Source organism: Aeromonas schubertii (assembly GCF_000820105.1).
Classification (GTDB): Bacteria; Pseudomonadota; Gammaproteobacteria; order Enterobacterales; family Aeromonadaceae; genus Aeromonas; species Aeromonas schubertii.
On record NZ_CDDB01000001.1, the window covers coordinates 38111 to 63584 of the forward strand.

Genomic DNA, 25474 nt, shown 5'->3' on the forward strand with positions numbered 1-25474 from the left:
GGCGACCCCTGGCTTTCGGTGATCACTTCACCCGGATCAGGGTATCGCCATCCGTGTGGGCGAAGGGCTTGCCATAGACCTGCAGGCTGGTGGTCTGGCTGTAGGTGATGCGATCCGGGGTGGAGAGATCCAGGGTCATGGCGAAGTCGGTGGTGCTGTCGTTGGCGGTCATATAGCTGCTCTCGGCGATGCCCCGCTTGCCCGCGCCAAACGCTATCTTGCTGCCCACCTTCCCCTCTGTGGTGATGCAGACCGCGCGTGGAATGCAGAAGCTGTTGTAAATCATCTGGTTTTTCTTGTCATAGATCAGGTAGCCGCGCTGGTCATGAAACTTGCCGTTGTCGCGCTTTCGAAAGACCTCCTGCTTGTAGTACATGGCGACCAGGTACTGATCGCTGGCGTTTTTGGCATCGGCCGCCGGCTCGAAGGTGATGGTCTCGTAGTAGGGCTCGACCGCCGGCCCCCCCTTGCCCACCTTGCTGCCCTCCTGGCCCGGGGCCACGTCGACACCCCCCGCATCCACGCTCTTCCAGGTACCGGCCAGGTGGGCCAGGGGGCCGAAGTCGAGGCCATTGATCATCGTCTCTGACTGCGCGTGTGCCAGGGTGGCGCCCGCCAACAAGATGGCCGGGATAATATAGTTGTTCATCATAACTCCGTTGGATTTCATTATTTATAATGGTGCTCTGGTGAGCCGAAGACACCATATCCACCGGAGAAAAACAGCGTCAATCGACAATTTCAGTGCGCGTCGATTTATGTGAAATCGGGTTTGCTTTTACGGGGGGTAAATAAACCAATGATGATGCAGGGCAAATTTGAATTTTTAAATAAAGAATCCACGCTTGCGATGGATCAATATTAACGTTCAGGCCGGGGTGCGCAGCGGTGGGCCGCCGTGACGGCCCCTCGGTGCCTCAGAGACGGGAGGCGAAATGGTGGTTCACCAACGTGATGAAGTTGCGCTTGCGCTTGTGCTCGGCCACCAACGCCTCGAGCTGTTGGTTAAAGTGCTCCTGCTGCGCCTTGTCATCCCCCAGGGATTGCTCGCACTGGCGCAGGGCCGCCACCGCCTGCTCATACCCCTCATTGTGACCGCTCACCACATAGCTGGCGGCCACCCGGAAGCAATAACCGATGGCCAGCAAGGGGTCGGTTGGCGCTATCTTGTCGGCCAGGGTGAGCAGCAGCCGTGGGCTTATCTTGTGCGTGGCCACCCAGTCGCAGGCATCGTGTAGCCGCTCCTGATCCAGATAGAAGTGCACCAATGCATCATGGGGCTGGGGGGAGTCGACGACTTGCTTCACGGAGGCCCTCTCCTTGAGGTGCCGCTCGACCCAGGGCAGCAGGGTCTCATCGTGCCACTCCAGTTGCTGCTGTAGCTGGCGCAGATGCTTGAACCCGTCAAAATGGGGAAGCCGCTCAAACCTGCCCCTGGCCAGCCGCCATGCCCGCGCCTTGTCCCCCAGGGCGATAGAGAGGGTAATGTCCGCCTCGTCACAGGCGTCGGTTTCATAGGGCGGCTTCGCCTGCTTGCGCGCCTTGGCGAGCCAAAACTCCCCCTCCAGCGGCTCGCCATGGTCGCAGCATAAGGTGCACAGTGCGAGCCAATCCCGGGTGGTGCTGGCGATGCTGGCCTGCACGGTCAGTTCGCGGCGCCAGTCGCCCACGGCGTGGGCAGCCTCCAGCAAGGGGTGAGCATAACGCTGCAGCGTCCACTCATACCCATAACCCGGCTCTCGCGCCGCCAGCAAGCTGGCGAGTTTTTCCTCGCAGCGCGCCAGAAAGCGCGCACTGCGCACCAGATCGCCGAAGGCTTTCTCGTCGGGGAAGACATCTTTGGGCTGCTCAAGCAGGTGAGTAAAGAGCCAGTCGACCTTCTCACTTTCTGACCAGGAGAGGCGAGCGAAGAGGGCGGGCAGGCGTTTACACATGGCCCTCTCCAGCTCGAAGCGCTCGCCATTGGAATCATTAATCTGCTGCAGCACCTGATTGAGTCGCTCAAGCGCATACCAGGTCAGTGCCCACTGCTGATCCAGCAGCAGGGTATCGACCCCCTCCCAAATCCCCTCAAACAGTGCTTCGGCCTCACTGAAGTAGTCGCTCACCTCCCGCCACTCCCACACAGCCAGTATGGGCAGCGCCTTGTTGATCAGCGTTTTCAGTTTGGCCGGCGAGAGCGTCTGTTTACTCAGATCCACTTTTCTCAACCAATAGTCCCAACGTTTGGGCTCGCGCTCGAGTTCATCGAGCAGCAGCTCGAGCAGGGCCGGTTTCTCCTGCCGCTCGAAATAGCCGCGCAATCTGGCCCGTTCATCGGGCTCCTGTGCCACTGCCCCCTCCTCACCGTCCAAGCCGCTGAGCTGCAGATTGAAGGCCAGCGCGGTGGCCACCCCGTGTTTGCAGATCGTCTGATAATCGGCGGCGGGGCAGTCGCAGTGGCTGACCAGCTCGGGCCCCATCTCGAGCCTGACCCGATAGAGGTGGCTGCCCTGCACCTGGGCACTGAGGGTATTGCCATCCTGGCCGAGTTGCTGCACCGCCCCCTGGACGGCCAGAGTTAATCCCTTGGCAAAGCTGGCCTCGCCGCTTTGCGCCTTGAGCTCGTCAATATCGATCGGTGCAGGGTCTTGGGGGGAGTGGCTGGCCAAGGGGCGCTCCTTCAACAGCATGAAACGGGTCAGGGGATGCCGCGCATCCCACCGGGGTTAGCGAAAGAAGAACCCGTCAAAGCCAGAGTGTGCATCCCAAATGGCGTGTTGACGCTCGTCCCAGAGCCGGGAGAGATAGGGTTTGAGGGTTGCCAGGGTGGTGATGGTGGCGAGCAGCTCTTGCAACTGCGCGATGTCGCGCTGCAGATACTGCTGGTGATCGTCAAAGGCGAGCTCGGTCTTCTTCTTCGAGCTCTGTTTAAACTTGAGCAAAACGGCCCCCTGCAGCCCTTCGCCCTGGCTGTAGTAACGCACCTCCAGCTCATGGACCTTCTGCTTGAGGGCGGGATTGATGGCCGCCAGGTTCTCATCACTGAGCAGGTTGTCGGCCTCGGGCAGATGGGTGTGTGCCAGGTGCAGCAGGGTGAACATATCCCGCGTCTCCCACGCCTGGCTCAGCACTCCCATGATGCGGGTCTTCTCATCGCGCTTGACCGGGTCTTGCTCCCGATCCGGGTGCAGCGCCATCGTCAGCTTGCGATAGAGCTGTTTGAGGGTCGAGTTATCCAGCAGCTGCTCAACCTTGGCCCTGGCCTCGGTGTGGGCCTTGCCATGGCGGTGCTGCCTGCGTGTGAAGGGCTCGTCATCGGCAAACGGCTCCTCGTCAATATCCGGCGCCTCCTCTTCCCACCCCTCTTCATCGGCGGCGGCCTTTTCAAACTGCGCCCGCATATAGTCGCGCAGCTTCTCGGGATCTTTCACCATCTCGCGCAGCAGCTCGATATCATCCGGGCTCTCACCAAACTCCTCTTGCAGCAGCTGGGTGATAAAGTCGCATTGTGCCTCGATCATCTCCTCATCGAACTGGGTCACACTACCCGCCTGCACCGCCATATAGAGGGCGTGCAGGTCCAGCTCGCCCCGAAACGGGTTGGATTCGAGATAGTCCATCATCTCGTTGAGCCAGTGGTGGAGCATCTCCCGCTGCCAGCGGATAAGGCTCTTGCGGGCGGTAAAGCCGGCCAGCCGCTGGCAAAGCCGGAATATCAGCGCGCACTGCTCGCGCTCGAGGGGCTCAATGTCGCTGACAAAGCGCTGATAGATATCCGCCCCCTCTTTCTCCTGCTTGGCCAGCTTGGCCTGCAGCTTCTCGATGGCCTGCCACTGGCGATGAAAATAGGCGAGGGCCGCACTGTCGTGCTGCGGGGTGGCCGCTTTGGCCTTGGTGTTGCGCTTGGTCAGTGACATGGGGGCTCCGGAGTCGAGAATCACAGCGGGCGGTTGCCGCAGCAGCTTACCAGAGCAGGTGGGGTGCGCCTACCCTCCTGGTTTGCTGCCGGAGCAAAGCGCACGAGGTGTACCGAGGTTGTGGTCCCGAGTCACCCAGGCGGGCACGCAATCGCTAGAGCTGACTGCGCAGTATGTTCACCAGTACAGGTGCGAAGGGCTCCAGCTTGCCTTGTTTGGGTTGGCACAGATCTTCGATCAGCATTGCCAGCAGTTGTGCATCATCTTCCAGCGCCAGTGCCTGCTGATCGTCGCCATAGTGGGTCCAAATCAGGCTATCCACCAGCTGTTTGCGCTTGGCAACCAGCACCTTGTTGCTTTGCTCCGTGTCACCCAGATTGAGTACCCGGATCGCCTCTTTGGCTCTTTCAGTCACCCCCTCAACCCGGCCACTCCATTTAAAGCGCAGCTCGGTTTCACACTCAGGCATCAGCGGGGTCAACGGCAGGGGCTGCGAGCCATGGGCGGCATCGCACTGCTTCGGCGTTTTGCAACTGGCTACCAGATTGCTGAAATCCATGGTGCGGTTGGGGGCGAGATCCCGCGCCTCAACATGCTCGTTCATGGTGTCTTCACTGGTGCCGCTGATGGCCTGGCAACAGTAGGCGCAGAGATGGAATTGCTCAGCAGCACAAGCCTCTCGGATATGCTGGCGAATCGCCTGACCCTCTTCATCGTTGGGTAGGTCGTGATATCGAGCATGAGGATGTTGACGTTTGAATGCCGCCAGGCTCGCGGGCTCTTGTCCTTTGTCAATCTTGCGCACGGCGCAGCTCCTCCTTGCGCAGCAGCAGGCTGGCCTTGGTCAGCTCCAGATTGTTGGCAGGTAGCTCGGCCTTCAGCTCGGCCAGCAGGGCATTGGCCTTATCAAAATGCCGATCCTGAATCAGATCGAGCAAGTCGTTGAGTCGGTTTGCCACCCGCTCATTGCGAATAGCGGTATCCATCACCTCCAGCAGCACCGAGTTCGCATCCTGACCGTATTGGGACGGCACTTCAGTGAGTTCACCGTTATCAAGCGAATAGACCAGTACATCTTTGCAATCGCTGATCACCAGGGGGGAGTGGGTGGTCAGCACAAACTGACAGTTGGGGAAGGTATCGGTGAGCCGCTGGATGATGGTGCGTGCCCATTGCGGGTGCAGGTGCATGTCCACCTCGTCGATCAGCACCACCCCATCGCCATGCAGGGGATTTTCCAGCTCCGGATTCATCATGGCGAGGCGGCGGGCGATATCGCCCACCAGCGCCATCAGGGATTTCTCCCCTTGCGACAGTTGCAACACATTGAAGGTCTGACCCTCTTTATCGATGGACATATGCAGGCGCGGCTTGCGGCGCACCTTCAGATTTTCAAAGCCCGGCATAAAGTTGGCTATCGCCACGCGCACGGCGGTCAGCTGCCGATCCCGGGCCGAGGCTTGCTGCTGTTGCAAGGTTTGCCAGATAGAAGGGGCGAGCGTCTTCTCTAGCTGCTTCAATACATCCTCGGGGATCACCGACTCGTTCTCGCTATCTTCCCGTTCGCGAAACCACTCGAAGAAACGGCGAAAATCGACCCCCTGATTCAGGGAGTTGTCGTAGCCATCGAGCTGGAAGAATGAGTGCCGCTCTTTGATCTTGAGGGGGATATCCAGCACCCCCCGCTCGACAGGATAGAAGGCGATCAGGGGCACGCTGACATTTTCCTGCTCTGTCAATCGTGCTCGATACTCATCGGCCAGCTTGCTGGCATCAACCAATATGGATTGCTCGTTGCTCTTGCGGCCTGCACGGGTCCTGGTGAGTGACCAACGGTATTCGCGCTGCTGATCGTGTAGTTGAAGAGAGACCACTGCGGTATTGGCACCATTGAGGATGACCTCTTCCGGGATGGGGCTGCCGTTGCCTTTGTCGCTGCGCAAACGGGCAACAAACCAGCTGAGCGAGGTTGCCAACGATTTGAGTACCGAGGTTTTGCCTGCGCCATTGTTGCCGATCAGCACAGTTACCTTCGAGTTGACCCGCTGCGTGGGGGCAAACTCGATGGCAAGACGCTCAAAACGCCCCAGATTGTCGAGGGTGAGTTGTTTGATTTCCATGCTCTATTCCTGTTTCTGCGGCCAACACGACCTTATCTCGCCAGCACTTGGCTGACAACCCGCCGAATGTTGCCGCTGGCGGTGGGCCGCGCAGCCTGAATGCAGGCCAGCAGGGCGGCGGTTTCTCGTGCGTCCGATTACGCTTCGCTAATCGAACCTACGCCACTGACAAGATCCGGGTTGACGGCACGCCAGCAACGTAGGGTGCAATAAGCGGAGCGCATTGCGTCACTTTTGCACCTTCTGTTCGGCCATACTGTGGTGATATGGCGGTGTCATTCACGATGTTCATCACACCCTACGACGCGGCTTTTTTGGTTGCCCGTTTGCGCGGCTTGGCGGCGGCCCGCTCGGCCTGAATGCGGGCCAGCAGGGCGGCGGCGCTATGGTCACCGCTGATAAGATCCGGGTTGGCGGCGCGCCAGTCGGCGGTCAGCTCGCCACGAAACGCCTTGGCCAGAATGGCCTGGGTCAGCTTATCGACCCGCGCTTTGGCCGCCTTGGCCTGCTGCTCGATGGTATCGGCATAGGCAAAAAGTTGTTCCACCCGACGGACGATTTCGTTTTGCTCTTCCTTGTTTGGCAGTTTGCATTGGAATGTTCGCATTTTTTTTATTCCAAATGCAGCTTGAGAAGTTGAATTAGCCTGCTTAGCTATTTCATTCAAAGTGCTAGGTGATGATAAAAAGAACTGTAAATATTCTGGTGTCGCTACATGTTCAATTGGCTGAATTAAAATAACATTTGCAGACAAGGTGTAATCAATGCCAATAGGTAAGATAGTTGCCTTGCCTAAAGTACCTATCTTTCCAAAGATAAAATCCCCAGCTTTTAATGTATATCTTTCGTTATGCTCTTTTAAAACATCAAAAGACACTTTCCTTGAATTTTCAAAATCTATAGAGCCATCCAGTTTCAAATCACCAATGCCAATGTAAGGTACGCCGCCGTCAACCGCTTTTGGAGTCCTATGGCTTGGGTGAGGATCTATAATTTCAGCAGCTTCTTTAAGCTCTACTAACCTCCACCGTTCAACTCCCTTATTAAGTTCACGCCAATCTTCCGTCAGCTTGCCACTCACCGCAGCGGCCAGCACGGATTGACGGAAACGCTTGATAATATCCGGAATATGGGCCAGACGGACTTGGGTGGCCTCTACCTGAGCCAGCAATGTATCAAGCCGGTCGGCAATTTCTTTTTGTTCTGCAAATGGAGGGATAACAAATGGTAATGTTTTTGCTGTTGCCCCAGAAATCTCTTTGAACGTCGTCCCTGTGCCAAGACTTTCAGCTAGCTCTCTAATGCTTTTTAAATAGAAGTACGCATAAGTCGGTACTATTTCATTTGTGAAAACAAAATTTTTAAAACCTTGATTTGTCGATATTTCATTTGCAGCAATAGCAACATAGCCAATGGGAGCTCTACTACTAAATAGTAAAGTACCCGCTGGCATTAATTTAGCTGAGCTCGTCGCCAGTCCTTTTTCGCTCAGGTCTCGACTACCATGGCTAATATATTTTTCCATGTGTCCGCTTAAATCTGCAGGCGTAAGCCAAGCAAACCCGCTCCCGGGTGCAGAAAAATTACTTTTATCATCAGCTTTTGGGGTACCGCCAGCAACAACATTTGCGATAGCGCCGATATTGCTCATTGCCCAAGTTGAGGGAATGTATGCCTGCATCACGCCATCCCCTCCAGCGCCTTAACCAGATCCTGCAATTCGGCCAGCGCCGCTTCCAGCTCGGCTTTGGCCTCATTGGCCAGCGCCAGCGGCTCCGGCAAGTCGGCCGCATCGACGCTGTTTTGGTCCTTCAGCCAGCTGATATCCAGCGAATCGCCCTTGCTATCGCGGATCCACGCCCGGTCAAAACAGCGCCAGCGCCCCTGCTCTGGTGCGTCACCCTGATCGGCAGCCGATTCTGTCAGCTCGGTAAAGCTGTACTCCCCCTCGCTGCGTGGGCTCTGACCATTGGGATTTGTGCCGTAGACCCGCTCGAAGGGGGCGAGGTGGGCCTCGCTAAAGGGGGTGCGCTTGCCAAAGCTCGGCATATTGGCGCGCAGATCGTAAACCCAGACAGCCTGGGTGCAGCCTTCCTGCTGATGGGGGTCAGCGGCGCTCCCTTTTTGGAAGAAGAGCACATTGGTCTTGACCCCCTGGGCGTAGAAGATGCCGGTGGGCAGGCGCAAGATGGTGTGCAGGTTGCATTTTTCCATCAGATCGCGGCGCACCTCTGTGCCGACCCCGGCTTCAAACAGCACGTTGTCGGGCAGCACCACGGCGGCGCGGCCACCGGGCTTGAGGCCGCGATAGATATGCTGCAAGAAGGCGAGCTGCTTGTTGCTGGTCTTGTAGGTGAGATCGTCGCGGGTATTGCTGGCCTCGCCCCCCTTGCTGGTGCCAAAGGGGGGGTTGGCGAGGATGACATCGACCTTGGGCAAGGCGGCGCCTGCTTGCCCCAGGGCATTGCCAAGGTGCACCACCCCCTCTTCATCCCCTTCCATGCCGTGCAGCAGGCAGTTCATCAGGGCGAGGCGACGGGTATTGGGCACCAGCTCGACCCCGATAAAGGCGCGGTTCTTCTGGAATGCCTGCTCGGCCTTGCCAAGGTCGTAGAGATCGTCGGTCTGGCTCTTGATGTACTGGTCGGCGGCGATAAGAAAACCGGCGGTGCCGGCGGCCGGGTCTTGAATCACCTCCCCCGCCTTGGGCTGGAGGCAGCGCACCATGCTGTTGATTAAGCTCCGCGGGGTGAAGTATTGGCCGGCGCCGGATTTGGTTTCGCCGGCGTTTTTCTCCAGCAGCCCTTCATACAGATCCCCCAGACCATCTTGTTTGGCGTTGAACCAGTCAATCTGATCGAGGGTCTTGATCATCTGCTCCAGATGGCGCGGCTCGCGCAGCCGGGTCTGGGCATCGGCATAGATGGCGGCGATCAGGGGATCATGGTCTTTGGCGAGATCCACCAGCATCTGGCGATAGTGGTTGAGCAGGTTGATGCCGGAGCGGTTGGCCAGCTCAGGCCAGCGGCAATGTTCGGGTAGGGTGTGGGCGGCCAGAAGGCCCGCCTCTTCGTTTTCGTGCACCATCTTGATAAACAGCAGCAACACCAGCTCGGTGACATAGTCGGAGTAGTTGATGCCGTCGTCACGCAGGACGTCACAGAGGTTCCACAGTTTTTGAACAATATCGTTGTTGCGCATGGGAGTTCCGATTCTTAACTGTGCGCCGCCAGAAGGGCACACAGAGGCTGGTTGATGTAGTAGTTGCCGCGACCAATCTTTTGTTTTTGCAAGAATCCATGCTCGACCAGCAGATCCAGATAGCGGGTGGCGGTGATGCGGGTCACATCAAGATCGCTCATGACAAAGTCGATCTTGGTGTAGGGGTGGTTGAAAAGGTTGTTAAGCAGATCCTGGCTGTAGATCTTGGGTAATCGCTCGCGAATGCCCTGCTTATAGCTGGCCATCAGCTCCTTGATGCCGGTGATAAGGGCGATGGTGCTCTGGGCCGTGTCGATCACCGCATCGAGCATGTAGAGCAGCCAGGGCTCCCAGTCTCCGCTGTCGCGCACCGCTTGCAGCTCTCGGTAATAGCGCCCCTTGTCGTGGATAAAGTAGCGGCTTAAATAGAGCACCGGCAGGTTGAGCAGCCCTTGAGCCACCAGATAGAGCAGATTGAGGATACGGCCGGTGCGGCCATTACCGTCATAGAAGGGGTGAATGCTCTCGAACTGGTGGTGGATGATGGCCATCTTGACCAGCGGATCGGCATCGCAGAGCTCATCGTCATTGATATAGCGCACCAGGTTATCCATCAGGGCGGCTATCTCGTCACCGTGTTGTGGCGGGGTGTAGATCACCTCGCCGGTGCGGGCGTTCTTGAGATCGGTGCCGGGCAGGCGGCGCAGACCTGCGCGGTTTTTCTCCAGACACTGCTGCACGGCCAGAATGTCGGCCAGCCGGATCAGCTGCTGGCGGCGCACAGTAGCAAAGCCCTGTTTGAGGGCGGCGGCATAGTCTTGCACCTCTTTGGTGGCCGGATTGACCGCCTCTTCAAACAGGTTGGCGCGATAGAGATCATCGTGAGTGGTGATGATGTTCTCGATCTCCGAGCTGTTTTTTGCCTCTTGCAGCGACAGGGTATTGATGAGGATCCCTTCGTTGGGGATGCTGGCGGCCACTCCTTTGAGTTCGGCCAGGTAGCGGTGGGCCTCGGCGCTCTTTTTGAGCACGGCGCGGCTCTCGAGCTCGGCGATATTGGCCAGCGGCAGCGGGGTGATAGGCATAGAAAAGTCCCCTGTTTTCTACATGTCGGCGATTGTATGTATAGAAATCTTAATTTTCTATACATATGGCGACCCGCCTGAATAAAAAGGGCCTGTTTCTGTACCGGTTTGGCCGGTGCCGCGTGTCAGGCGACTTGCCAGAGCGCATCGCCCAGCTGATCCAGCAGTTTATCCAGCTGCCTGCCGAGCAGGCCATCGAGCCGCTTGGCACCGCCATCATCGGCGAAGCGCTCGTTGATAAAGTCGCGATCGACGATCACCTCGTGGACCAGCTGCTTGGCCAGACGATCCAGCCATTTGCGCTGGACGGGCGTCCAGCTCTGGCTGCGGTAGATCTGCTCCATCGCCAGCCGTACCCGCTCGCTATAGGGGACAAGCGGCTTGCCAAGGGCGGCGCGGCGAATATGACCTATGATGCTGGCGGCGATATCCTGATTGGTCTGGCTGCGCCAGGCACTCTGCAAGTTGGCCTCTTTGAAGCCGGCGCCATCGAGCAGCAGCTTGATCTCTTTGAGCTGGGCCCGGGTGAGATCGCGCGGGGCGTTGACGACCGCCATCAGCGCCGCATTGCTGTTGACCTGCTGACGGATAAAGTCGGCGAAGCCATCGAGATAATCCTCTGGCCTGCCATAGGTGCCGTAGCTCTGTTCGCGCTGGGTGAGCGTGTCTTGATGATCTGAAATCACCGGGCGATATTCGCTGCCCACCAGCGCTTCAACCGCAGCCAGTTCACTGAGCAGGGTGATGTGTTGACGCAAGAAGTCACTGGCCTGCTTGGGCCCAAGCTGGTGGAGATGCTGATGGAGCTTGTCAGGTGGTACTCCCCACTCTTGCCCCAATTCAGCCAGCTTCTGCTTTAAGGGCGGATAACGATCGGCCTTGCCGTCTGCCTTGCGCAGTACCCGCATCAGCTTCTGGCTGAGCTGGCTCAAAATGGTATCGGCCTGGCTTTGGCCCGGTTCGTCCCCTGCGACGGCAAGAGCTTGCTCCAGAGATTGTGGGTCGCTCAGCTCACCGACCAACTGCGCCAGGGTGATATCGGGGTTTTTGACCAGCGGCTGCATGGTGTTGACCTCGGCCAGTGCGGCATAGATATCCACCGGGTCATAGATGCGAAACACCGTCTTGCCTATCTCATCGCAACGACGGGTCGCCCGTCCCATCATCTGCTCATAGAGGATCCGTGACTTGACCCGACGCATAAAGACCAGATTGCAGATCTTGGGCACATCGATGCCGGTGGTGAGCAGGTCAACCGTGATGGCGATATTGGGGTAGCGTTCGTTCTTGTAGCGGCTGATGAGGGTACTCACCTTGTCGCTCTTGCCGGTGATTTTGGCGACCGCCTCCTGGTTATAGTTATCCCCATAAAGGGTGTTGAACTCGACATCCAATAGCCGTTTGACCATGTCGGCATGGTTATCGGTGGCACAGAAGATCATGGTCTTTTCATCCCCAAAGGGATCGAGCTCTTGTGCCAGCGCCTCACAGATGACCTGATTGAAGGATTCGTTGATCACCCGTTTGTTGAAGGCGTCCACCTCGAAGTTGAGATCGTCTTCCAACTCGGTCGTTTCAATCGCGCCGGTGCGGGTATCGATCGCCGTTACCTTCTCACCCTTGCTAAACGCGATCCCGTTTTTGCTCAGCTCGGTCTGGAAACGGATCGGTGATTCATGGTCGATCAGCCAGTCATCGGCCACCGCCTCGCGGTAGGAGTAGAGGTAGACCGGCTTGCCGAAAATCTCGCTGGTGTGTTTTGCCGGGGTGGCGGTGAGGCCAATTTTGACCGCATCGAAGTAGTCGAGCACCCGGCGATAGCTTGAGAGATATTGCGCGGCATCTCGGGTCGAGAGTTCCCCTTCGGTCATCTCCTGATCGAGGGCGTAACCCCGGTGGGCTTCGTCCACTATGATGCAGTCGAATTCGTCGATCGGTGGGGGATTATCGCTGGCAAAGGTGCGCTTCACCATGGCCTGCACCGTGGCCACCTGAACGCGCGTTTCGGCTTGCGCCGCCATATCCCCGAGCTCTGCAATGTTGTAAGCCGACCAGAGGGTCTGGTTTTGCTCAAGGGGCGCCTCTTTGAAATCTTTCAAGGCCTGCTCGCCCAGGGCGGTTCTGTCGACCAGAAAGAGGATGCGGCGAAACCGCTCGGCCTTGAGAAAGCGATAGAGCAGACCAATGATGGTGCGGGTCTTGCCCGTCCCCGTTGCCATGGCCAGCAAACAGTTGCGCTGATCGTGTGCCAGCGCCGTCTCTACCGCTTCGATGGCTTTTTGCTGGTAGGGTCTGAGCTTGAGGTAGGCAAATCCCTCCTCTTTGAGGGTGTGCTCGGCCTGCTCGCGGCTGCGCTTGAGCAGATCCAGCAATCCCTCCGGCGAGTGGAACTGCTGCAAGGGGCGAGCGAGATTGCTCGGGTGACGGGCATCACGAAACCAGATGCCGGACTGTTCGGCCAGCTGCTTGACGTAGGGGCGCCCATTGCAGGAGTAGAGATAGGGGAGCTGATAGTGATCTCCCTGGCCATCAGACCAAGGGGATGAACGCCCCTCTTGCGTCCAGGGGCCAACCATCGATCCCGCGAGGGCAAACCCTTTGCTGTAGCGGCCCGCCTGGGGGATCTTGCCGGCCACATTGGTATTCATCTTTTTCGCTTCGACGGCAGCAACCGGCATCAGGCCGATAAAAAGCACATAGTCAGCCCGGCCCTTCTCACCGTTATGCAGGGTAGGCCACTCGGCAATGGCCATATTGCGCCCTTTTTGCGGACGAGCCCCCTTGCGGTAATCGAGCTGTTCGGAGTCAGCTTCCCAGCCCGCCTCTTGCAACTGCTGGTCGATGAGAATGCGGGTGCTGCTTTCGTCGAGAGAGAGGGTATCGGTGATCCGTCTGGCTTTGCTGGCAAGTGTTTGCAATGCCAGGGTCGCCTGCTGCTTGGCCTCGTCACTTTGTTGCTCTAGTTGCTGTTGCAATTCGGCCAGGCGACGTTCGAACTCCTGCTGCTGGGCCGCCAATGCGGCTTGGTGAGCCTTGGCCTGGGAGGCAAGCTCTCTGGCCTCCTGATCCATCAGCTCGGCGAGCTCTTGGTACTCCCTTTTCTCCCGCGCCAGTAACTCAGCCAACTCCTGATTCTGATCAAGCTGGCTGCTGGCACTGGTGAGCTCGTCTTTGAGCTTGGCTATCTGCTCCTGCAATTGACTCAGCTCGGCACTGGGATCGTCGGGAACGATAAAGGGCTCGGGCTTGAACTGTTCGCTGCCTTGGCCAAAGAAGCGGTGATACCAAACGGCCAGGTCTCGAGCGACTTTCAGACCGGCCAGCGCCTCTTTGTGGCGGGTTCTGAACTGATGTACCGCATGGTTGCCTGCTTTGCGCAGCCCATGGAAGAGGTTCATCACGATAGGCTCCAGCGACAACTCGCGACCTATCAAATAGAGCAGCTCGGCTTGCGTCGTCTGAGGCTGTGCGGCGATGCTGCAGCGCATGGCAATGTCCTGGGCCAAGGCCTCGCTCAGTTGACGCAGTTTGACCAGGGTCGTGTTGGGATCGCTGGCGAATGCTCGTTCTGCCCCTTGCGCCAGTTCGAGCAAAATGGGTTCATGGGCCTTCAGGAAATAGAAATTGCTGCGCTCGCTCATGGTCACTCTTCCAGAAAGTAATCCGAATCCAGGGTCTTGATGGTGAGGGTCTGGCGAACAGTGACGCCGACCCCGTATTCGATCATCAATGCGGCCAGATGGGCGCCGTCGATCAGCACGATGCGCTTCTCTATCAGCCCCACATACTCTTGCGCCTCACGGCTAAAGCTGGAGGTGGTGATAAAGACCCCCTTGCGGGCGCGGTGTAGATCGAGCGCCCCGGCAAAGGCCTGGATCTCGGGTCGGCCCACTGTCTTGTCGGTGTAACGCTTGGCCTGCAGGTAGATAGAGTCGAGACCCAGCCTGTCTTCCTTGATGATGCCGTCAATCCCGCCATCGCTTTGGTAGCGGGTGGTGCGGGCCGCATCCTGCTGGCTGCCGCCATAGCCCATGGCCACCATCAGATCGACCACCAGTTGTTCGAAGAAGCGAGGGGAAAGGCCCAGGATCTCGGCCAGCAGGTCATCGGCAAGGGAGCGGTTGATGGCGGCCAGCGCCTGCTCAATTTGCTCTTGCGGCGTGCTGGCCTGCTCGGGTTCTTGCGCCTCTGCGCCATTGGGTAGCGCCGCTGGCAAGCTGCCGGTGCTTTCACCAGAGGCCAGGGTAAAGGCCACAAACTCGCCGAATTGGGCCAGATAGTGGTTGTCGATGGTCTGACCCGACGCCAGAGCCGCCTTGCCCCGTTCGGTAATAAGACAGAGGCCCCGCTTGGGCTGCTCGATAAGGCCCGCCTTCACCAGATAGGTCTTGGCCCAGCTAACTCGGATATAGGCAACCCCATGGCGACCGCTTGGTGATTTTTCTGCCAGCTGTTCGGGTGTAAAGGCGTAGTGATCGCAGACGGCCTGATAGACCTGGTGCAGGGGGAGGGGGTCGCCACTTTGCAGTACTGAAAGTACCACGGGCATCATGCGCTCATAGCTTGGGATGGCATCACTCATAAGGGCGTCACTGGGCTCGACACAACATGGGGCGCTATCATCGCATAAAACCCTGGCGCTGGGTTTGATCCCGGACTCAAAAGGTCTCTAAACACTGGCCATATCAAGGCAATGGAGTGGTGAGTGAGCCGCAGGGAACGCCGGGGAAAACAAAAAGGGCCACCTCTTGCGAAGTGGCCCTTTCCAAACGTTTGGTGGAGCTGGCGGGAGTTGAACCCGCGTCCAAAATTCCTACATCCTCGGTACTACATGCTTAGTCACTCTTTACATTCGCCAACCCGCTGCGGAGGGACACGCCACGAATTGACTAGCTCGATTGGTTTTAATGCTTCCGCCCCGAGCAGGACTTCCACACGATCCTGTGAAGGATGACCTTCCGATTCCCTAGGACACAGGCAAGCTAGGGTAGAAGGGCTCTGAGCAGGTTATTAAGCTGCCAGTGCGTAGGTTTCGTCGTTTGCGACTATTTTTTTGCGGCTTTTTAGCGAGGCCAACCGCACCTCGGCATGCACCTTGGGTTTCGAGAATCCTGTCGAATCCAAAATCAGCCCCAAGTTGCGGCGATTGTAAGCCCATCGGGGCGGCCGTGGCAAGGCGCACAGACGAATTGACCGGCAAACGCCGGTCAATCGCAGAAAGTTTGTGCAGACAAGGGGTTAGCCCAGGCGCTTGTTCTTCATGATGCGCGCTTTTTCGCGGTCCCACTCGCGGGCCTTGGTGGCTTCGCGCTTGTCGTGGTCCTTCTTGCCCTTCACCAGGCCGATCTCCACCTTGACCCAGGGACCCTTCCAGTAGAGGGAGAGGGGCACTATGGTGTAACCCTGACGCTCGATAAGGCCGGTAAGGCGATCGAGCTCGCGACGGCTCAGCAGCAGCTTGCGCAGACGGGTCGGGTCACAGATGACGTGGGTCGAGGCCATCTGCAGCGGCAGGAAGGTGGAGCCAAACAGATAGGCTTCGCCGCGCAGGAAGGTGATATAGGCCTCGCCGATGTTGGCCTTGCCCGCCCGCAGGGATTTGACTTCCCACCCCAGCAGGGAGAGACCGGCCTCGATCTTCTCCTCGATGAAGTATTCGTGGCGAGCCGTCCGGTTCAGGGCAATCGTGCTGGAGCCGGCTTTGTTTTTACTGTTCTTTTTCGACATGACGGGCGATTCCGGCAGGTAATGAGGGGGCCATTATACGTGGCCGCCGACGGCTGTAAAACGCGCAGGGGTGCGAGTGGCCATTTGTTAGGCAGTGTTGACGGTGATTTTGTGCGGCGCGGTGATAAAATCACGGCGAAAGGATGAGGAAAAGCCATGCCCCGTATCAATCGAAGTGCGCTGGTGATGTTCAGCGCCGAGCAGATGTTCTCTCTGGTCAATGATGTTCATGCCTATCCCCAGTTTCTGCCGGGTTGTGTCGGTAGTCGGGTTCATGAGCACGGTGACGACTATATGACCGCCTCGGTCGAGGTGGCCAAGGGGGGCATTGCCAAGACCTTCACCACCCGCAATGCTCTGGAGCACAATCGTCGCATCAGCATGCAACTGGTGGATGGCCCCTTCAGCAAGCTGGTGGGGTGGTGGACCTTTACCCCCCTCGATGTGGATGCCTGCAAGGTGGAGTTCGAGCTTGAGTTCGAGTTTTCCAATCGGCTGGTGGAGATGGCCTTTGGCAAGGTGTTCCGGGATCTGGTGAGTGCCATGGTCAGTGCCTTCACCACCCGCGCCAAGGAGGTGTACGGTGTCTGAGCAGATCCTGGTTGAAGTCGCCTATGCCCTGCCCGAGCGCCAGACCGTCATCCCACTGCGTCTGGGGGCCGGCACCACGGCCCGACAGGCTATCGAGGCGTCGGGGATTCTCGATAAACACCCGGAGATCGATCTCTCGGTCAACAAGATCGGCATCTACAGCCGGCCGGTCAAGGAGTCCGAACCCCTGCAGGATGGGGACAGGGTCGAGATCTATCGCCCCCTCATCGCCGACCCGCGCGAGATGCGCAAGAAGCGGGCCGACAAGGCGAAAGAAGAGGGACGGGCCAACCCGGTGACCGGCGCCAGGCAGCCGCAGGAATAGGGTGAGCATGAAACGGGAGGGGCGCCATGGCGCCCCTCTCTGTTACCAGAGCTGTAGCCGTTCGTTCTCGACCGTCTCGGCTCCCGCGCCTTCGGCCAGGGCCACCATGGCACGGGCTACCCGATGTGCCTCGATGGCACGAAAACGGGCGAGAGGGCCGCGCAGCAAGGGGGCGATGAAGGGGTAGATGCGCTGGCTTATCTGCTCGCTGCGGCGGGGTCGCGGGCGATCCCCGAGCAGCATGCCCGGGCGCACCACCACCAGACGCTCCCACTCCATGGCGTGCAGGGCCTGCTCCATCTCTCCCTTGGTGCGCGGATAGAGAAACGGCGAGCCGGGGTTGGCGCCCAGGCTCGAGACCACCACCAGACGGCGGCAGCCGTGGCGCCGGGCCAGCCTGGCAAAGGCCAGCACATAGTCGAGATCGACCCGGCGAAAGGCCGCTGCCGAGCCGGCATCACGGCGCGTGGTGCCGAGGGCGCAGAAGGCGGTGTCGATGGTGACGGGCAGGGGGAGTTCCTCGAGGCGCTCGAAGTCGGTCTCACACCAGTGCAGGTGAGACTCGCCGGCAAGGGGGCGGCGGCAGGGCAGCCAGAGTTCGGCCCGGGGGGCCAGGCAGGCGACCAGCTCGCGGCCGATCAGTCCGCTGGCGCCCCCGATCAGGATCTGCTTCATGGGGTCCTCCCCTTATAAAAAAACCGGCCAGTGGCCGGTTTTCTCATCAGAGCGGGGTATTGAAGGTGGCCGGGACGGTAAAGTCGCCCGTGATGGTGGCCAGGCGATCGCCGACAAACTTCAGGGTCATCTCCTTGCGCTCGAGATCCCCACGGCCCGGCTGGAACTCATAGAGGTAGTGCCAGGTGTCGTGGTCGAAGGCATCTTTGAGCATGGGGGAGCCCAGTACATAGACCACCTGCTCGCGGGTCATGCCCTGGCGCAGCTTGTCTACCTGTTTTTGCTCCACATAGTTGCCCTGGGGAATATCGATGCGATAGACCAGGCTGCAACCGGAAAGGGTTAGGGCGGCCAGAGCGGCGGCCATCAAGAGTTTCATCCGCATAGCGAGTTCAGATCATCCATACCGTCTTATGAGCTCGGCACATCATACCGGCACCCATGCCGGAAGTAAAAAGGAGGGCTCCGGGCCCTCCTGACTTTTCAATATGTTGGCACCCGATTTACATGGCGGCGCGGAAGATGGCCTTGATCTCGTCGTGGCTTGCCTGTTTCGGGTTGGTCAGGCCGCAGGCATCTTTCAGGGCGTTGGTGGCCAGCACGTCGAAGTCGTCGGCCTTGACGCCGAGCTGCTCGAGGCCAGCCGGGATCTGGACGTCACGGGCCAGGGACTTGATGGCGTCGATGGCGGCGGCGGCACCCTGCTCGTCGCTCATGGCGCTCACGTCCACCCCCATGAAGCGGGCCACATCCTTGAGGCGGCCGGCACACACCTGGGCGTTGTAGGCCTGAACGTGGGGCAGCAGCACGGCGTTGCACACCCCGTGCGGCAGGTCGTAGAAGCCGCCGAGCTGGTGAGCCATGGCGTGTACATAGCCGAGGCTGGCGTTGTTGAAGGCCATGCCGGCCAGGAACTGGGCATAGGCCATCTGCTCGCGAGCGTGCAGATCGTCACCGTGGCTCACGGCGCGGCGCAGGTGCTTGGCGATGAGTTCGATGGCCATGATGGCGCTGGCATCGGTGACCGGGGTGGCGATGGTAGAGACATAGGCCTCGACCGCGTGGGTCAGGGCATCCATCCCGGTGGCGGCAGTCAGACCGGCCGGCTTGGCCAGCATCAGCTCGGGGTCGTTGACCGACATCAGGGGGGTGACGTGCTTGTCGACGATGGCCATCTTCACGTGACGGGCTTCGTCGGTGATGATGCAGAACCGGGTCATCTCGGAGGCGGTGCCGGCGGTGGTGTTGATGGCAATCAGCGGCAGCTGCGGCTTGGCGGAGCGATCCACCCCTTCGTAATCCTTGATGTTGCCGCCGTTGGTGGCGACCAGGGCGATCCCCTTGGCGCAGTCGTGGGGGGAGCCGCCACCGAGGGAGATGACGAAGTCGCACTGCTGCGCCTTGAGCAGGGCCAGGCCGGCGTCGACGTTGCTGACGGTCGGGTTGGGCTTGGTCTCATCGAAGATGACACTCTCAACCCCGCGCTCGGCCAGCAGGGCGCTCACCTTGGCGACAACCCCGATCTGGCTCAGGACCTTGTCGGTGACGATCAGTGCCTTCTTGTAGCCATAGCCCTGGATGTCGGCGGCGGCGCTGGTGAGGCTGCCGGCGCCCATCAGGTTGATGGCGGGGATGTAGAACTTGAATGCGGCCATGTTTCATTACTCCGTTTTTTTAATACTAAAGAGGTATGTCCTGTGACCACTCTAGCCAAGGATCCGCGCTCTTGAGAAGTCATATGAGTATTCATTTTGCTACTTTATGGTGTCGATCACGGCCCTGAAAACCTCAGCCTTTGCAGGGTTGACAGCCAGGGGGAAATAGCGTGGGAGCGTCGAAACGTTTTTCAATAAATTCATCACGTTAGCAAACGTTTTGCGCGAAATTTGACAAGGGTTAAGCGCAGAAGTGTGAGGCCCTTCAAGGAAATGGGCGTTGGGATCGCCCATAGTTGGCGCTCCCCGAAACGGGGGGAAAGATAGCTTGAAAAGTACCTTAAACACTGCGCCTGCCAGATGGCGGTGGCGATCAGGAGTTGACTATGTCTGATGTATTTCACTTGGGTTTGAAGAAAGCGGATCTGCAAGGTGCCACGCTGGCCATCGTGCCGGGTGACCCGGAGCGGGTGAAGCGCATCGCCGAGCTGATGGACAATCCTGTGCTGCTGGCCAGCCACCGTGAATTCACCACCTGGCGCGCCGAAATGGACGGCAAGGCCGTCATCGTCTGCTCCACCGGTATCGGCGGTCCCTCTACCTCTATCGCCGTGGAGGAGCTGGCCCAGTTGGGGATCCGCACCTTCCTGCGCATCGGCACCACGGGTGCCATCCAGCCGCATCTGAACGTGGGCGATGTGATCGTCACCACCGGCTCTGTGCGCCTCGACGGTGCCAGCCTGCACTTCGCGCCGATGGAGTTCCCGGCCGTGGCCGATTTTGAGTGCACCACCGCCCTGGTCGAGACTGCCAAGGAGCTGGGCTCCAGGCTGCACGTGGGCATCACCGCCTCTTCCGATACCTTCTACCCGGGTCAGGAGCGTTACGACACCTTCTCCGGCCGCGTGGTTCAGCGCTTCCAGGGCTCCATGAAGGAGTGGCAGTCCATGGGCGTGCTCAACTTCGAGATGGAGTCTGCGACCCTGCTGACCATGTGCTCCAGCCAGGGGCTGCGTGCGGGCATGGTGGCCGGTGTCATCGTGAACCGTACCCAACAAGAGATCCCGAACGCCGAGACCATGGCGAAGACCGAATCTGATGCCATCAAGATCGTGCTGGGCGCCGCCCGCAAGCTGATCTGATAGCACCACGCCGAGTGGGGGGTGGGGGCCGTTGCGAAAGCGCGGCCCCCATCTTTTTTTGTCATCCCCGAAAGTGTGAGCCGGTCACCGGAAGGGGACGAACGAGACTGGTAGGGTAGGCGTTTTTCCAGCGGTAAGGAGAAACCCATGGCGCTGCCCATCATCATCGACTGCGATCCCGGCCACGACGACGCCATCGCCCTCATACTGGCCCTGGCCAGCCCTGCGCTAAAGGTGCTGGCGGTCACCACCAGCGCCGGCAACCAGACCCCGGACAAGACCCTGCGAAACGCCCTGCGTATCCTCACCCTGCTGGGGCGACGTGACATTCCGGTCGCCGCAGGGGCACCCAAGCCCTTGCGGCGTGAGCTTATCATTGCCGACAACGTGCACGGGGAGTCCGGGTTGGACGGCCCGGCGCTGCCCGAGCCCGCCTTCGCCCCCGTATCCCTCACCGCCGTCGAGTTGATGGCCAACGCCTTGCGCGACAGTCCCGAGCCGGTGACCCTGGTGCCGACCGGTCCGCTCACCAACGTGGCCCTGCTGCTGGCGGCGCACCCCGAGCTCAAGCCCAGGATCGCCCGTATCGTGCTGATGGGGGGCAGCGCCGGCCCGGGTAACTGGACGCCGGCCGCCGAGTTCAACATCTATGTGGACCCCGAAGCGGCCGAGATGGTGTTTCAATCCGGTGTGCCCATCACCATGTGTGGGCTCGATGTGACCCATGAGGCCCAGGTGATGGATAAGGATATCGAGCGCATCCGTGCCATCGGCAATCCGGTGGCACGCACCGTGGCCGAGCTGCTCGATTTTTTCATGATCTACCATCGAGATCCCAAGTGGGGCTTTGCGGGGGCGCCGTTGCACGACCCTTGCACCATCGCCTGGCTGCTGCGCCCGGGGCTCTTTCATGGCATCGACTGCCGGGTCGGCATTGAGACCCGTGGCGAGTACACTGTGGGCATGACGGTGGTGGATCGCTACGGCCTGTCGGGCATGGCCCCCAATGCCACCGTGTTGCTGGGGGTGGATCGCCCGGGCTTTATCGATCTGCTGGTGGAGCAACTGCACGCCTATGACTAGGGAGTAGAGGATGCGCGGGAATCTGGGGTGGCTGCTGGCCGCCCTCGCACTGGGGGGCTGCTCGTCCCCCTTCGAGCGAATGTGGAGTGGGCTGGAGCAGTGCCGCTTCGATGGTCTCTATCTGGATCCCGAGAGCGGCGAGCCGGGCAATCCCGCATTGGCCCGCTACCGCCCCTGGAAGGTGGAGGAGGGGCTCGCCTGGTTTCGGGTTGAGGAACACTATCGCGACATTCCGGTGAGCGGCTTTGTTGTGCCTGCCTCCAGCTTCGATGTGCATCTGCTCTTCATCCCGCTTCCCCTCGACGAGGCGCGGCGCCAGTTTATGCACTACTTCGGCACCGATTTCTCTGACGTGCGTCCCTACCGGGATGGCACGGCCCCCCTGCTGACCCGCAATCGCGGGGATCTCGAGACCAGCGTGCTCGACTGCACCCGCCCCGAGGAAGACGATGAGGATTAACGAGGCCTCGCCCCTGGCGGCTCTGATGGACTCCTTTCCCTATCCGGGTCGGCTCGAGCTGATTGCCTTGCGCCCGGCGCGTGGCGCCCCGGTTGTGCTGGTTGAGCAGGCCCGGTTACAGCCGGGCAAGGGGCTGGAGGGGGATCGCTTCGCGGGCCGGGAGCAGAGCAAACGGCAGGTGACCCTGATCCAGGCCGAGCATCTGGCGGTGGTGGCCGGCTTGTTGCAGCTGCCCGGGCTGGCCCCGCTCGGCAGCACCCTCTTTATTGAGGCGATGGCGGCGCGCGTTAGACGCAACCTGGTGGTGAGCGGCATCAACCTGCTCGCCCTCAAGGGGCGCACCTTTCGCCTCGGGGAGGCGCTGCTCGAATACACGGGGCCGTGCGAGCCCTGCTCCAAAATGGAACTCACCCTCGGCCCCGGCGGCTACAACGCCCTGCGCGGCCACGGCGGCATCACGGCGCGAGTGCTACAGGGCGGCGCTATCGGGCAGGGGGACGCACTTATCCCGCAGCCCTGAGGGGCTCGGCGATGGGCTCGTGACAGATCTGGATATCCACCGGCAGCTTGTAAAGCAGCTGGCGCGCCAGGGAGCCCTCCATCCAGTGGTGCCGGCTGCCGACCAGCAGCAGGTCGCAAGGATGGCTGGCGAGCCAGGCCGCCAGATCCCGAACCACGTCGTCGACCGCCAGGCATTGATACTCGGCCGGATGGGAGAGGGTGGCGACAAGCTCGCTGATCCCGGCTTTGGCGGCGAGCTCGGCGCGGGCGCTGCGCTCTGCAGCGGGCAGCTCGATATGCTCGTTTCGCACCTGGCTGCTGTGGGTCAGGTGCAGCAGGGTCAGCGGGCTGCCCATGGCGTGCGCGAGGCGGCTCGCCTTGGCCAGGGTCTCGCGTTCGTACGCCTTTCCTTCCAGCAGCAATACGATACCGTTTTTCATCGCTCTCTCCTTCCTGTGAGGCTCGGCACCCACAGTGCCACTCATCGATGAATCCCTCATGAAGCTAGCGCCGCAGCGCTAGCAGCAGCACGCCCCCCGAGATGAGGGCCAGCGCGAGCCACTCCCTGAGTTGCGGCCGCTCACCGAGCAAGAGCACGGCGAGCAGGGTGACCAGCACCAGGCTCAGCTTGTCGACCGGGCCCACCTGATAGACCTGGCCCACCTTGAGGGCGCGGAAATAGCAGAGCCAGGAGGCGCCGGTTGCCACGCCCGAGAGGATGAGAAAGAGCCAGGTTCGTCCACTCAGGGTGCCCAGCTCCCCCCACTTGCCGGTCGCCACAAGCGCGAGGAGAGGCAGCAGCACCAGAGTGCGGATCAGGGTGGCGAGATCCGGGTCCACCTCCTGCAGTCCCAGCTTGGCAAGGATGGCGGTGAGGGCGGCGAAGAGCGCCGACAGCAGGGCCCAAACAAGCCAGTCGGAAGCGGGCATGGCTCACCTCGAGGTTAGGGGTTTTCCTGAGTGTAGGCAGTGGCGGAGCGCAGGGCGGTGCACATGCTACCGGTCTGGCTCACGGCTCCTCATCAGGCCGGGTATTGGTTGCGAAGTGCCGGGTCGTCGCTCGAGTACTCGACAAACTCCACCTCCATGCCGTCCGGATCGATGAAATAGAGGTTGCGCCTGCCCGAGTCGGGGGCCCCCCGGCTGCTGACGGGATAGCCGGCCCCCGTCATTCGGCTCTCCAGTGCATCCAGGTTGCTGGTGACGAAGGCAAAATGAGCCAGACCGGGTTGATGGCCGGCGAGCTCGCGGCTGTGCCCTGCGCCGTTATCGTTCAGGGTCAGGTACTGATAGTCATCGCCGTAGTGCAGCCAGCGGCGCGCCTTGCCATGCCAGCTGCCTTCGCCGCCGCCGCGCACCCGCCACTGGGGAAATGCGGTGCGATAGAAGGCGAGGCTGCGGTCCAGATCGGTGACCACCAGATTGAGATGCTCGAGATGAATCATGGGATGCTCCTTGGTTGAATAGACTCGGGTTCACATGCCGTAGGGATAAGGGTCCCGATAGTGGCGTAGCGGCAGTAGCAGCTCGCTGTAGCGCGCCAGCAGGGCGAGACTCTCGTCGATGCGACGGCGCAGGGATCGTTCGCGTTCACTCTGTGCCGACTCTGGCTGCGGATGCAGGACCGAACCGACCCTGCGGACGATGAGGTGGGCGGGAATAAAGAGCAGCTTGTTGTTCTTGTTGCTGCCTTGCAGCTCAGGGATGGGATAGACGCCGTGGATGCCGCTCGAGACGCTCACCAGCAGGGTTGGCTTATGGCCAACCAGAGGGACATCAGCATTCATCAGCCACTGCTTGAGCAGTGGAGAGGCCATGCCATTCCATTTTGGAGAGATCAGAATGAAGGCATCGCTCTGGGCCAGCCGGGGGACCATCGCCTGCCAGGCCTCTCCCTTGCTTGCTTCATCCTCTCCATCCCAGAAGGAGATGGGATCCCGGGCGAGATCGATCCGCTCAATGTCGTGAAACCCGACCGCCTGCTCGGCTAAATACCGTGCGACACGGGCACTCTGGGCCTCTTGTCGCGGACTGCCATTGATGATGGTGAGTCTCATAATAAATAAACCAAAATGTTGTTAAATTGTTTTTGTAATGTATTTGCTTTATTTAAATGGCGCAAGATAAAGTAAACAAAAAAGTTTACTTAACCTCGTCGGCGGCCATAATAGGCCGACAAGGGGGAGTGAGACGATGAAGAGCACAGAGCGGATCCTGGCACTGCTCAAGCAGCAGGGACCCATGACGGCGGCGGCGCTGGCCGCTCAGTTGGAGATGACCTCAATGGGGGCGCGTCAGCATCTGCAGGCGCTGGAGGCCGACGGCATGCTCAGCTTTGAGGATCGCAGCGAAGGGCGCGGCAGGCCTGCGCGTTACTGGCGACTCACCGAGCAGGCGCAGCCCCATTTCGGGGATCGCCATGAGGAGCTGACCCTGAAGCTGATCGACTCGGTACGGGTCATCTTCGGCGAGCAGGGGATGAAGGCCTTGATTGCCCACCGCGAGGCGACCAGTGAGGCGCACTACCGGGCGGTACTGGCCGGCGCTACGACCCTTGCCGAACGACTGGCTCGGTTGGCCGAAGAGCGCAGCCGTGAGGGCTATATGGCCGAGGTGATGCAAGAGGGGGAGATCTGGTGGTTGCTCGAGAACCACTGCCCCATCTGCGCCGCCGCCAGCCACTGTCAGAACTTCTGCCGCTCCGAGTTGGCGCTCTTCAGGAGCCTGTTGGGGGAGGGGGTGACGGTGGTGCGAGAGGAGCACATCCTGGCCGGGGCGCGCCGCTGCGCCTACCGGATCGACGCGACCGTCTGACGGTCAAGGGGCCATCAGGCCCCTGTCTGTTATGCCCTTCGCCGCCGGTGAGGGGGCGCCGATTATCTCCCACACCGAGAAGAGGGCCCGATGGCCCTCTTGTACGCTTAGCCAGCCAGTCGCTCGCGGGCGTTGGCCAGGGTGTTGTCGGTGATGTGATCCCTGAAGCGAGAAGAGGGCCCGATGGCCCTCTTGT

The 25474-nt window shown here is 60.0% G+C and carries 25 protein-coding genes and 1 other RNA gene; 7 read left to right on the forward strand and 19 right to left on the reverse strand.

Going from position 1 to position 25474, the window contains the following annotated elements:
* Nucleotides 1-22 precede the first annotated feature (22 nt).
* The 12 genes from BN1133_RS00120 to smpB form a co-directional block, all read right to left on the reverse strand.
* A complete protein-coding gene (locus BN1133_RS00120; protein WP_050664540.1) occupies nt 23-649 on the reverse strand; it encodes a heme-binding beta-barrel domain-containing protein in 627 nt (208 codons plus the stop codon).
* 268 nt (nt 650-917) lie between these two features.
* Nucleotides 918-2651 carry an SWIM zinc finger family protein gene (locus tag BN1133_RS00125; RefSeq protein WP_050664541.1) on the reverse strand — a complete coding sequence of 578 codons (1734 nt, stop codon included), beginning with the start codon at nt 2649-2651 and terminating at the stop codon, nt 918-920.
* A 57-nt stretch (nt 2652-2708) separates the two neighbouring features.
* Entirely contained in the window at nt 2709-3899 is a 1191-nt protein-coding gene (locus BN1133_RS00130; protein ID WP_050664542.1) for a J domain-containing protein, read from the reverse strand.
* Nucleotides 3900-4053: 154 nt separating this feature from the next.
* The gene (locus BN1133_RS00135) at nt 4054-4503 is read right to left on the reverse strand and encodes an HNH endonuclease family protein (RefSeq protein WP_197273636.1); all 450 of its coding nucleotides are present in this window, start codon (nt 4501-4503) and stop codon (nt 4054-4056) included.
* Between the two features lie 187 nt (nt 4504-4690).
* Entirely contained in the window at nt 4691-6019 is a 1329-nt protein-coding gene (locus tag BN1133_RS00140; RefSeq protein WP_050664544.1) for an AAA family ATPase, read from the reverse strand.
* A gap of 298 nt (nt 6020-6317) precedes the next feature.
* The gene (locus BN1133_RS19400; RefSeq protein ID WP_082177830.1) at nt 6318-7700 is read right to left on the reverse strand and encodes a restriction endonuclease subunit S; all 1383 of its coding nucleotides are present in this window, start codon (nt 7698-7700) and stop codon (nt 6318-6320) included.
* Complete coding sequence (locus BN1133_RS00150; RefSeq protein WP_050664546.1) at nt 7700-9220, reverse strand: class I SAM-dependent DNA methyltransferase; 1521 nt, start codon at nt 9218-9220, stop codon at nt 7700-7702. The genes BN1133_RS19400 and BN1133_RS00150 overlap by 1 nt, the downstream gene beginning before the upstream one ends.
* A gap of 14 nt (nt 9221-9234) precedes the next feature.
* Entirely contained in the window at nt 9235-10305 is a 1071-nt protein-coding gene (locus BN1133_RS00155) for a Fic family protein (protein ID WP_050664547.1), read from the reverse strand.
* A 125-nt stretch (nt 10306-10430) separates the two neighbouring features.
* On the reverse strand, nt 10431-13946 hold the full coding sequence (gene hsdR / locus BN1133_RS00160) for a type I restriction-modification system endonuclease (RefSeq protein ID WP_050664548.1): 3516 nt from the start codon (nt 13944-13946) through the stop codon (nt 10431-10433).
* A gap of 2 nt (nt 13947-13948) precedes the next feature.
* A complete protein-coding gene (locus BN1133_RS00165; RefSeq protein ID WP_050664549.1) occupies nt 13949-14887 on the reverse strand; it encodes a restriction endonuclease in 939 nt (312 codons plus the stop codon).
* A 192-nt stretch (nt 14888-15079) separates the two neighbouring features.
* Nucleotides 15080-15439: a transfer-messenger RNA gene (ssrA, locus tag BN1133_RS19405) on the reverse strand.
* A 104-nt stretch (nt 15440-15543) separates the two neighbouring features.
* Complete coding sequence (smpB, locus tag BN1133_RS00170; RefSeq protein WP_050664550.1) at nt 15544-16032, reverse strand: SsrA-binding protein SmpB; 489 nt, start codon at nt 16030-16032, stop codon at nt 15544-15546.
* A 156-nt stretch (nt 16033-16188) separates the two neighbouring features.
* On the opposite strand from smpB, the gene BN1133_RS00175 reads away from it, so the two are divergent.
* Complete coding sequence (locus BN1133_RS00175; protein WP_050664551.1) at nt 16189-16623, forward strand: SRPBCC family protein; 435 nt, start codon at nt 16189-16191, stop codon at nt 16621-16623.
* Nucleotides 16616-16948 carry an RnfH family protein gene (locus BN1133_RS00180; RefSeq protein WP_050664552.1) on the forward strand — a complete coding sequence of 111 codons (333 nt, stop codon included), beginning with the start codon at nt 16616-16618 and terminating at the stop codon, nt 16946-16948. Before BN1133_RS00175 ends, BN1133_RS00180 begins: the two co-directional genes overlap by 8 nt.
* Before the next feature lie 42 nt (nt 16949-16990).
* On the opposite strand, the gene BN1133_RS00185 is transcribed toward BN1133_RS00180, so the two are convergent.
* The 3 genes from BN1133_RS00185 to yiaY all read right to left on the reverse strand — a co-directional run bounded on the left by BN1133_RS00185 (nt 16991) and on the right by yiaY (nt 19278).
* Nucleotides 16991-17623: an NAD-dependent epimerase/dehydratase family protein gene (locus BN1133_RS00185; RefSeq protein WP_050664553.1), complete on the reverse strand. Its 633-nt coding sequence runs from the start codon at nt 17621-17623 to the stop codon at nt 16991-16993.
* A gap of 46 nt (nt 17624-17669) precedes the next feature.
* Nucleotides 17670-18008, reverse strand: coding sequence for an outer membrane protein assembly factor BamE (locus BN1133_RS00190; protein ID WP_050664554.1), 339 nt, complete (start codon nt 18006-18008; stop codon nt 17670-17672).
* A gap of 118 nt (nt 18009-18126) precedes the next feature.
* Nucleotides 18127-19278, reverse strand: a complete 1152-nt coding sequence (gene yiaY / locus BN1133_RS00195) for an L-threonine dehydrogenase (RefSeq protein ID WP_050664555.1) — start codon at nt 19276-19278, stop codon at nt 18127-18129.
* A gap of 386 nt (nt 19279-19664) precedes the next feature.
* Here yiaY and udp point away from each other — a divergent pair, with 386 nt between their 5' ends.
* The 4 genes from udp to BN1133_RS00215 all read left to right on the forward strand — a co-directional run bounded on the left by udp (nt 19665) and on the right by BN1133_RS00215 (nt 22483).
* Complete coding sequence (udp, locus tag BN1133_RS00200) at nt 19665-20420, forward strand: uridine phosphorylase (protein ID WP_050664556.1); 756 nt, start codon at nt 19665-19667, stop codon at nt 20418-20420.
* A gap of 147 nt (nt 20421-20567) precedes the next feature.
* The gene (gene rihA / locus BN1133_RS00205; protein ID WP_050664557.1) at nt 20568-21503 is read left to right on the forward strand and encodes a pyrimidine-specific ribonucleoside hydrolase RihA; all 936 of its coding nucleotides are present in this window, start codon (nt 20568-20570) and stop codon (nt 21501-21503) included.
* 10 nt (nt 21504-21513) lie between these two features.
* Nucleotides 21514-21963, forward strand: coding sequence for an eCIS core domain-containing protein (locus BN1133_RS00210; protein ID WP_050664558.1), 450 nt, complete (start codon nt 21514-21516; stop codon nt 21961-21963).
* Entirely contained in the window at nt 21953-22483 is a 531-nt protein-coding gene (locus BN1133_RS00215; RefSeq protein ID WP_050664559.1) for an MOSC domain-containing protein, read from the forward strand. The genes BN1133_RS00210 and BN1133_RS00215 overlap by 11 nt, the downstream gene beginning before the upstream one ends.
* Here BN1133_RS00215 and BN1133_RS00220 read toward each other — a convergent pair.
* The 4 genes from BN1133_RS00220 to BN1133_RS00235 form a co-directional block, all read right to left on the reverse strand.
* A complete protein-coding gene (locus tag BN1133_RS00220; RefSeq protein WP_050664560.1) occupies nt 22467-22904 on the reverse strand; it encodes a universal stress protein in 438 nt (145 codons plus the stop codon). The genes BN1133_RS00215 and BN1133_RS00220 overlap by 17 nt on opposite strands.
* Before the next feature lie 64 nt (nt 22905-22968).
* Entirely contained in the window at nt 22969-23394 is a 426-nt protein-coding gene (locus BN1133_RS00225; RefSeq protein WP_050664561.1) for an EamA family transporter, read from the reverse strand.
* Between the two features lie 92 nt (nt 23395-23486).
* Complete coding sequence (locus BN1133_RS00230) at nt 23487-23909, reverse strand: VOC family protein (protein ID WP_050664562.1); 423 nt, start codon at nt 23907-23909, stop codon at nt 23487-23489.
* A gap of 30 nt (nt 23910-23939) precedes the next feature.
* On the reverse strand, nt 23940-24521 hold the full coding sequence (locus tag BN1133_RS00235) for an NAD(P)H-dependent oxidoreductase (protein WP_050664563.1): 582 nt from the start codon (nt 24519-24521) through the stop codon (nt 23940-23942).
* 136 nt (nt 24522-24657) lie between these two features.
* Here BN1133_RS00235 and BN1133_RS00240 point away from each other — a divergent pair, with 136 nt between their 5' ends.
* Nucleotides 24658-25278: a helix-turn-helix transcriptional regulator gene (locus tag BN1133_RS00240; protein ID WP_050664564.1), complete on the forward strand. Its 621-nt coding sequence runs from the start codon at nt 24658-24660 to the stop codon at nt 25276-25278.
* Nucleotides 25279-25474 lie beyond the last annotated feature (196 nt).

Coding starts and splice junctions, on each gene's coding strand:
- BN1133_RS00240 (WP_050664564.1), top strand. CDS start 24,658: ATGAAGAGCACAGAGCGGATCCTGGCACTGCTCAAGCAGCAGGGACCC.
- BN1133_RS00140 (WP_050664544.1), bottom strand. CDS start 6,019: ATGGAAATCAAACAACTCACCCTCGACAATCTGGGGCGTTTTGAGCGT.
- BN1133_RS00130 (WP_050664542.1), bottom strand. CDS start 3,899: ATGTCACTGACCAAGCGCAACACCAAGGCCAAAGCGGCCACCCCGCAG.
- BN1133_RS00120 (WP_050664540.1), bottom strand. CDS start 649: ATGAACAACTATATTATCCCGGCCATCTTGTTGGCGGGCGCCACCCTG.
- BN1133_RS00135 (WP_197273636.1), bottom strand. CDS start 4,503: ATGAACGAGCATGTTGAGGCGCGGGATCTCGCCCCCAACCGCACCATG.
- BN1133_RS00185 (WP_050664553.1), bottom strand. CDS start 17,623: ATGAAGCAGATCCTGATCGGGGGCGCCAGCGGACTGATCGGCCGCGAG.
- smpB (WP_050664550.1), bottom strand. CDS start 16,032: ATGTCGAAAAAGAACAGTAAAAACAAAGCCGGCTCCAGCACGATTGCC.
- BN1133_RS00215 (WP_050664559.1), top strand. CDS start 21,953: ATGAGGATTAACGAGGCCTCGCCCCTGGCGGCTCTGATGGACTCCTTT.
- rihA (WP_050664557.1), top strand. CDS start 20,568: ATGGCGCTGCCCATCATCATCGACTGCGATCCCGGCCACGACGACGCC.
- BN1133_RS00210 (WP_050664558.1), top strand. CDS start 21,514: ATGCGCGGGAATCTGGGGTGGCTGCTGGCCGCCCTCGCACTGGGGGGC.
- hsdR (WP_050664548.1), bottom strand. CDS start 13,946: ATGAGCGAGCGCAGCAATTTCTATTTCCTGAAGGCCCATGAACCCATT.
- BN1133_RS00150 (WP_050664546.1), bottom strand. CDS start 9,220: ATGCGCAACAACGATATTGTTCAAAAACTGTGGAACCTCTGTGACGTC.
- BN1133_RS00155 (WP_050664547.1), bottom strand. CDS start 10,305: ATGCCTATCACCCCGCTGCCGCTGGCCAATATCGCCGAGCTCGAGAGC.
- BN1133_RS00220 (WP_050664560.1), bottom strand. CDS start 22,904: ATGAAAAACGGTATCGTATTGCTGCTGGAAGGAAAGGCGTACGAACGC.
- BN1133_RS00235 (WP_050664563.1), bottom strand. CDS start 24,521: ATGAGACTCACCATCATCAATGGCAGTCCGCGACAAGAGGCCCAGAGT.
- BN1133_RS00190 (WP_050664554.1), bottom strand. CDS start 18,008: ATGCGGATGAAACTCTTGATGGCCGCCGCTCTGGCCGCCCTAACCCTT.
- BN1133_RS00230 (WP_050664562.1), bottom strand. CDS start 23,909: ATGATTCATCTCGAGCATCTCAATCTGGTGGTCACCGATCTGGACCGC.
- BN1133_RS00175 (WP_050664551.1), top strand. CDS start 16,189: ATGCCCCGTATCAATCGAAGTGCGCTGGTGATGTTCAGCGCCGAGCAG.
- BN1133_RS00225 (WP_050664561.1), bottom strand. CDS start 23,394: ATGCCCGCTTCCGACTGGCTTGTTTGGGCCCTGCTGTCGGCGCTCTTC.
- udp (WP_050664556.1), top strand. CDS start 19,665: ATGTCTGATGTATTTCACTTGGGTTTGAAGAAAGCGGATCTGCAAGGT.
- BN1133_RS00165 (WP_050664549.1), bottom strand. CDS start 14,887: ATGAGTGATGCCATCCCAAGCTATGAGCGCATGATGCCCGTGGTACTT.
- yiaY (WP_050664555.1), bottom strand. CDS start 19,278: ATGGCCGCATTCAAGTTCTACATCCCCGCCATCAACCTGATGGGCGCC.
- BN1133_RS19400 (WP_082177830.1), bottom strand. CDS start 7,700: ATGCAGGCATACATTCCCTCAACTTGGGCAATGAGCAATATCGGCGCT.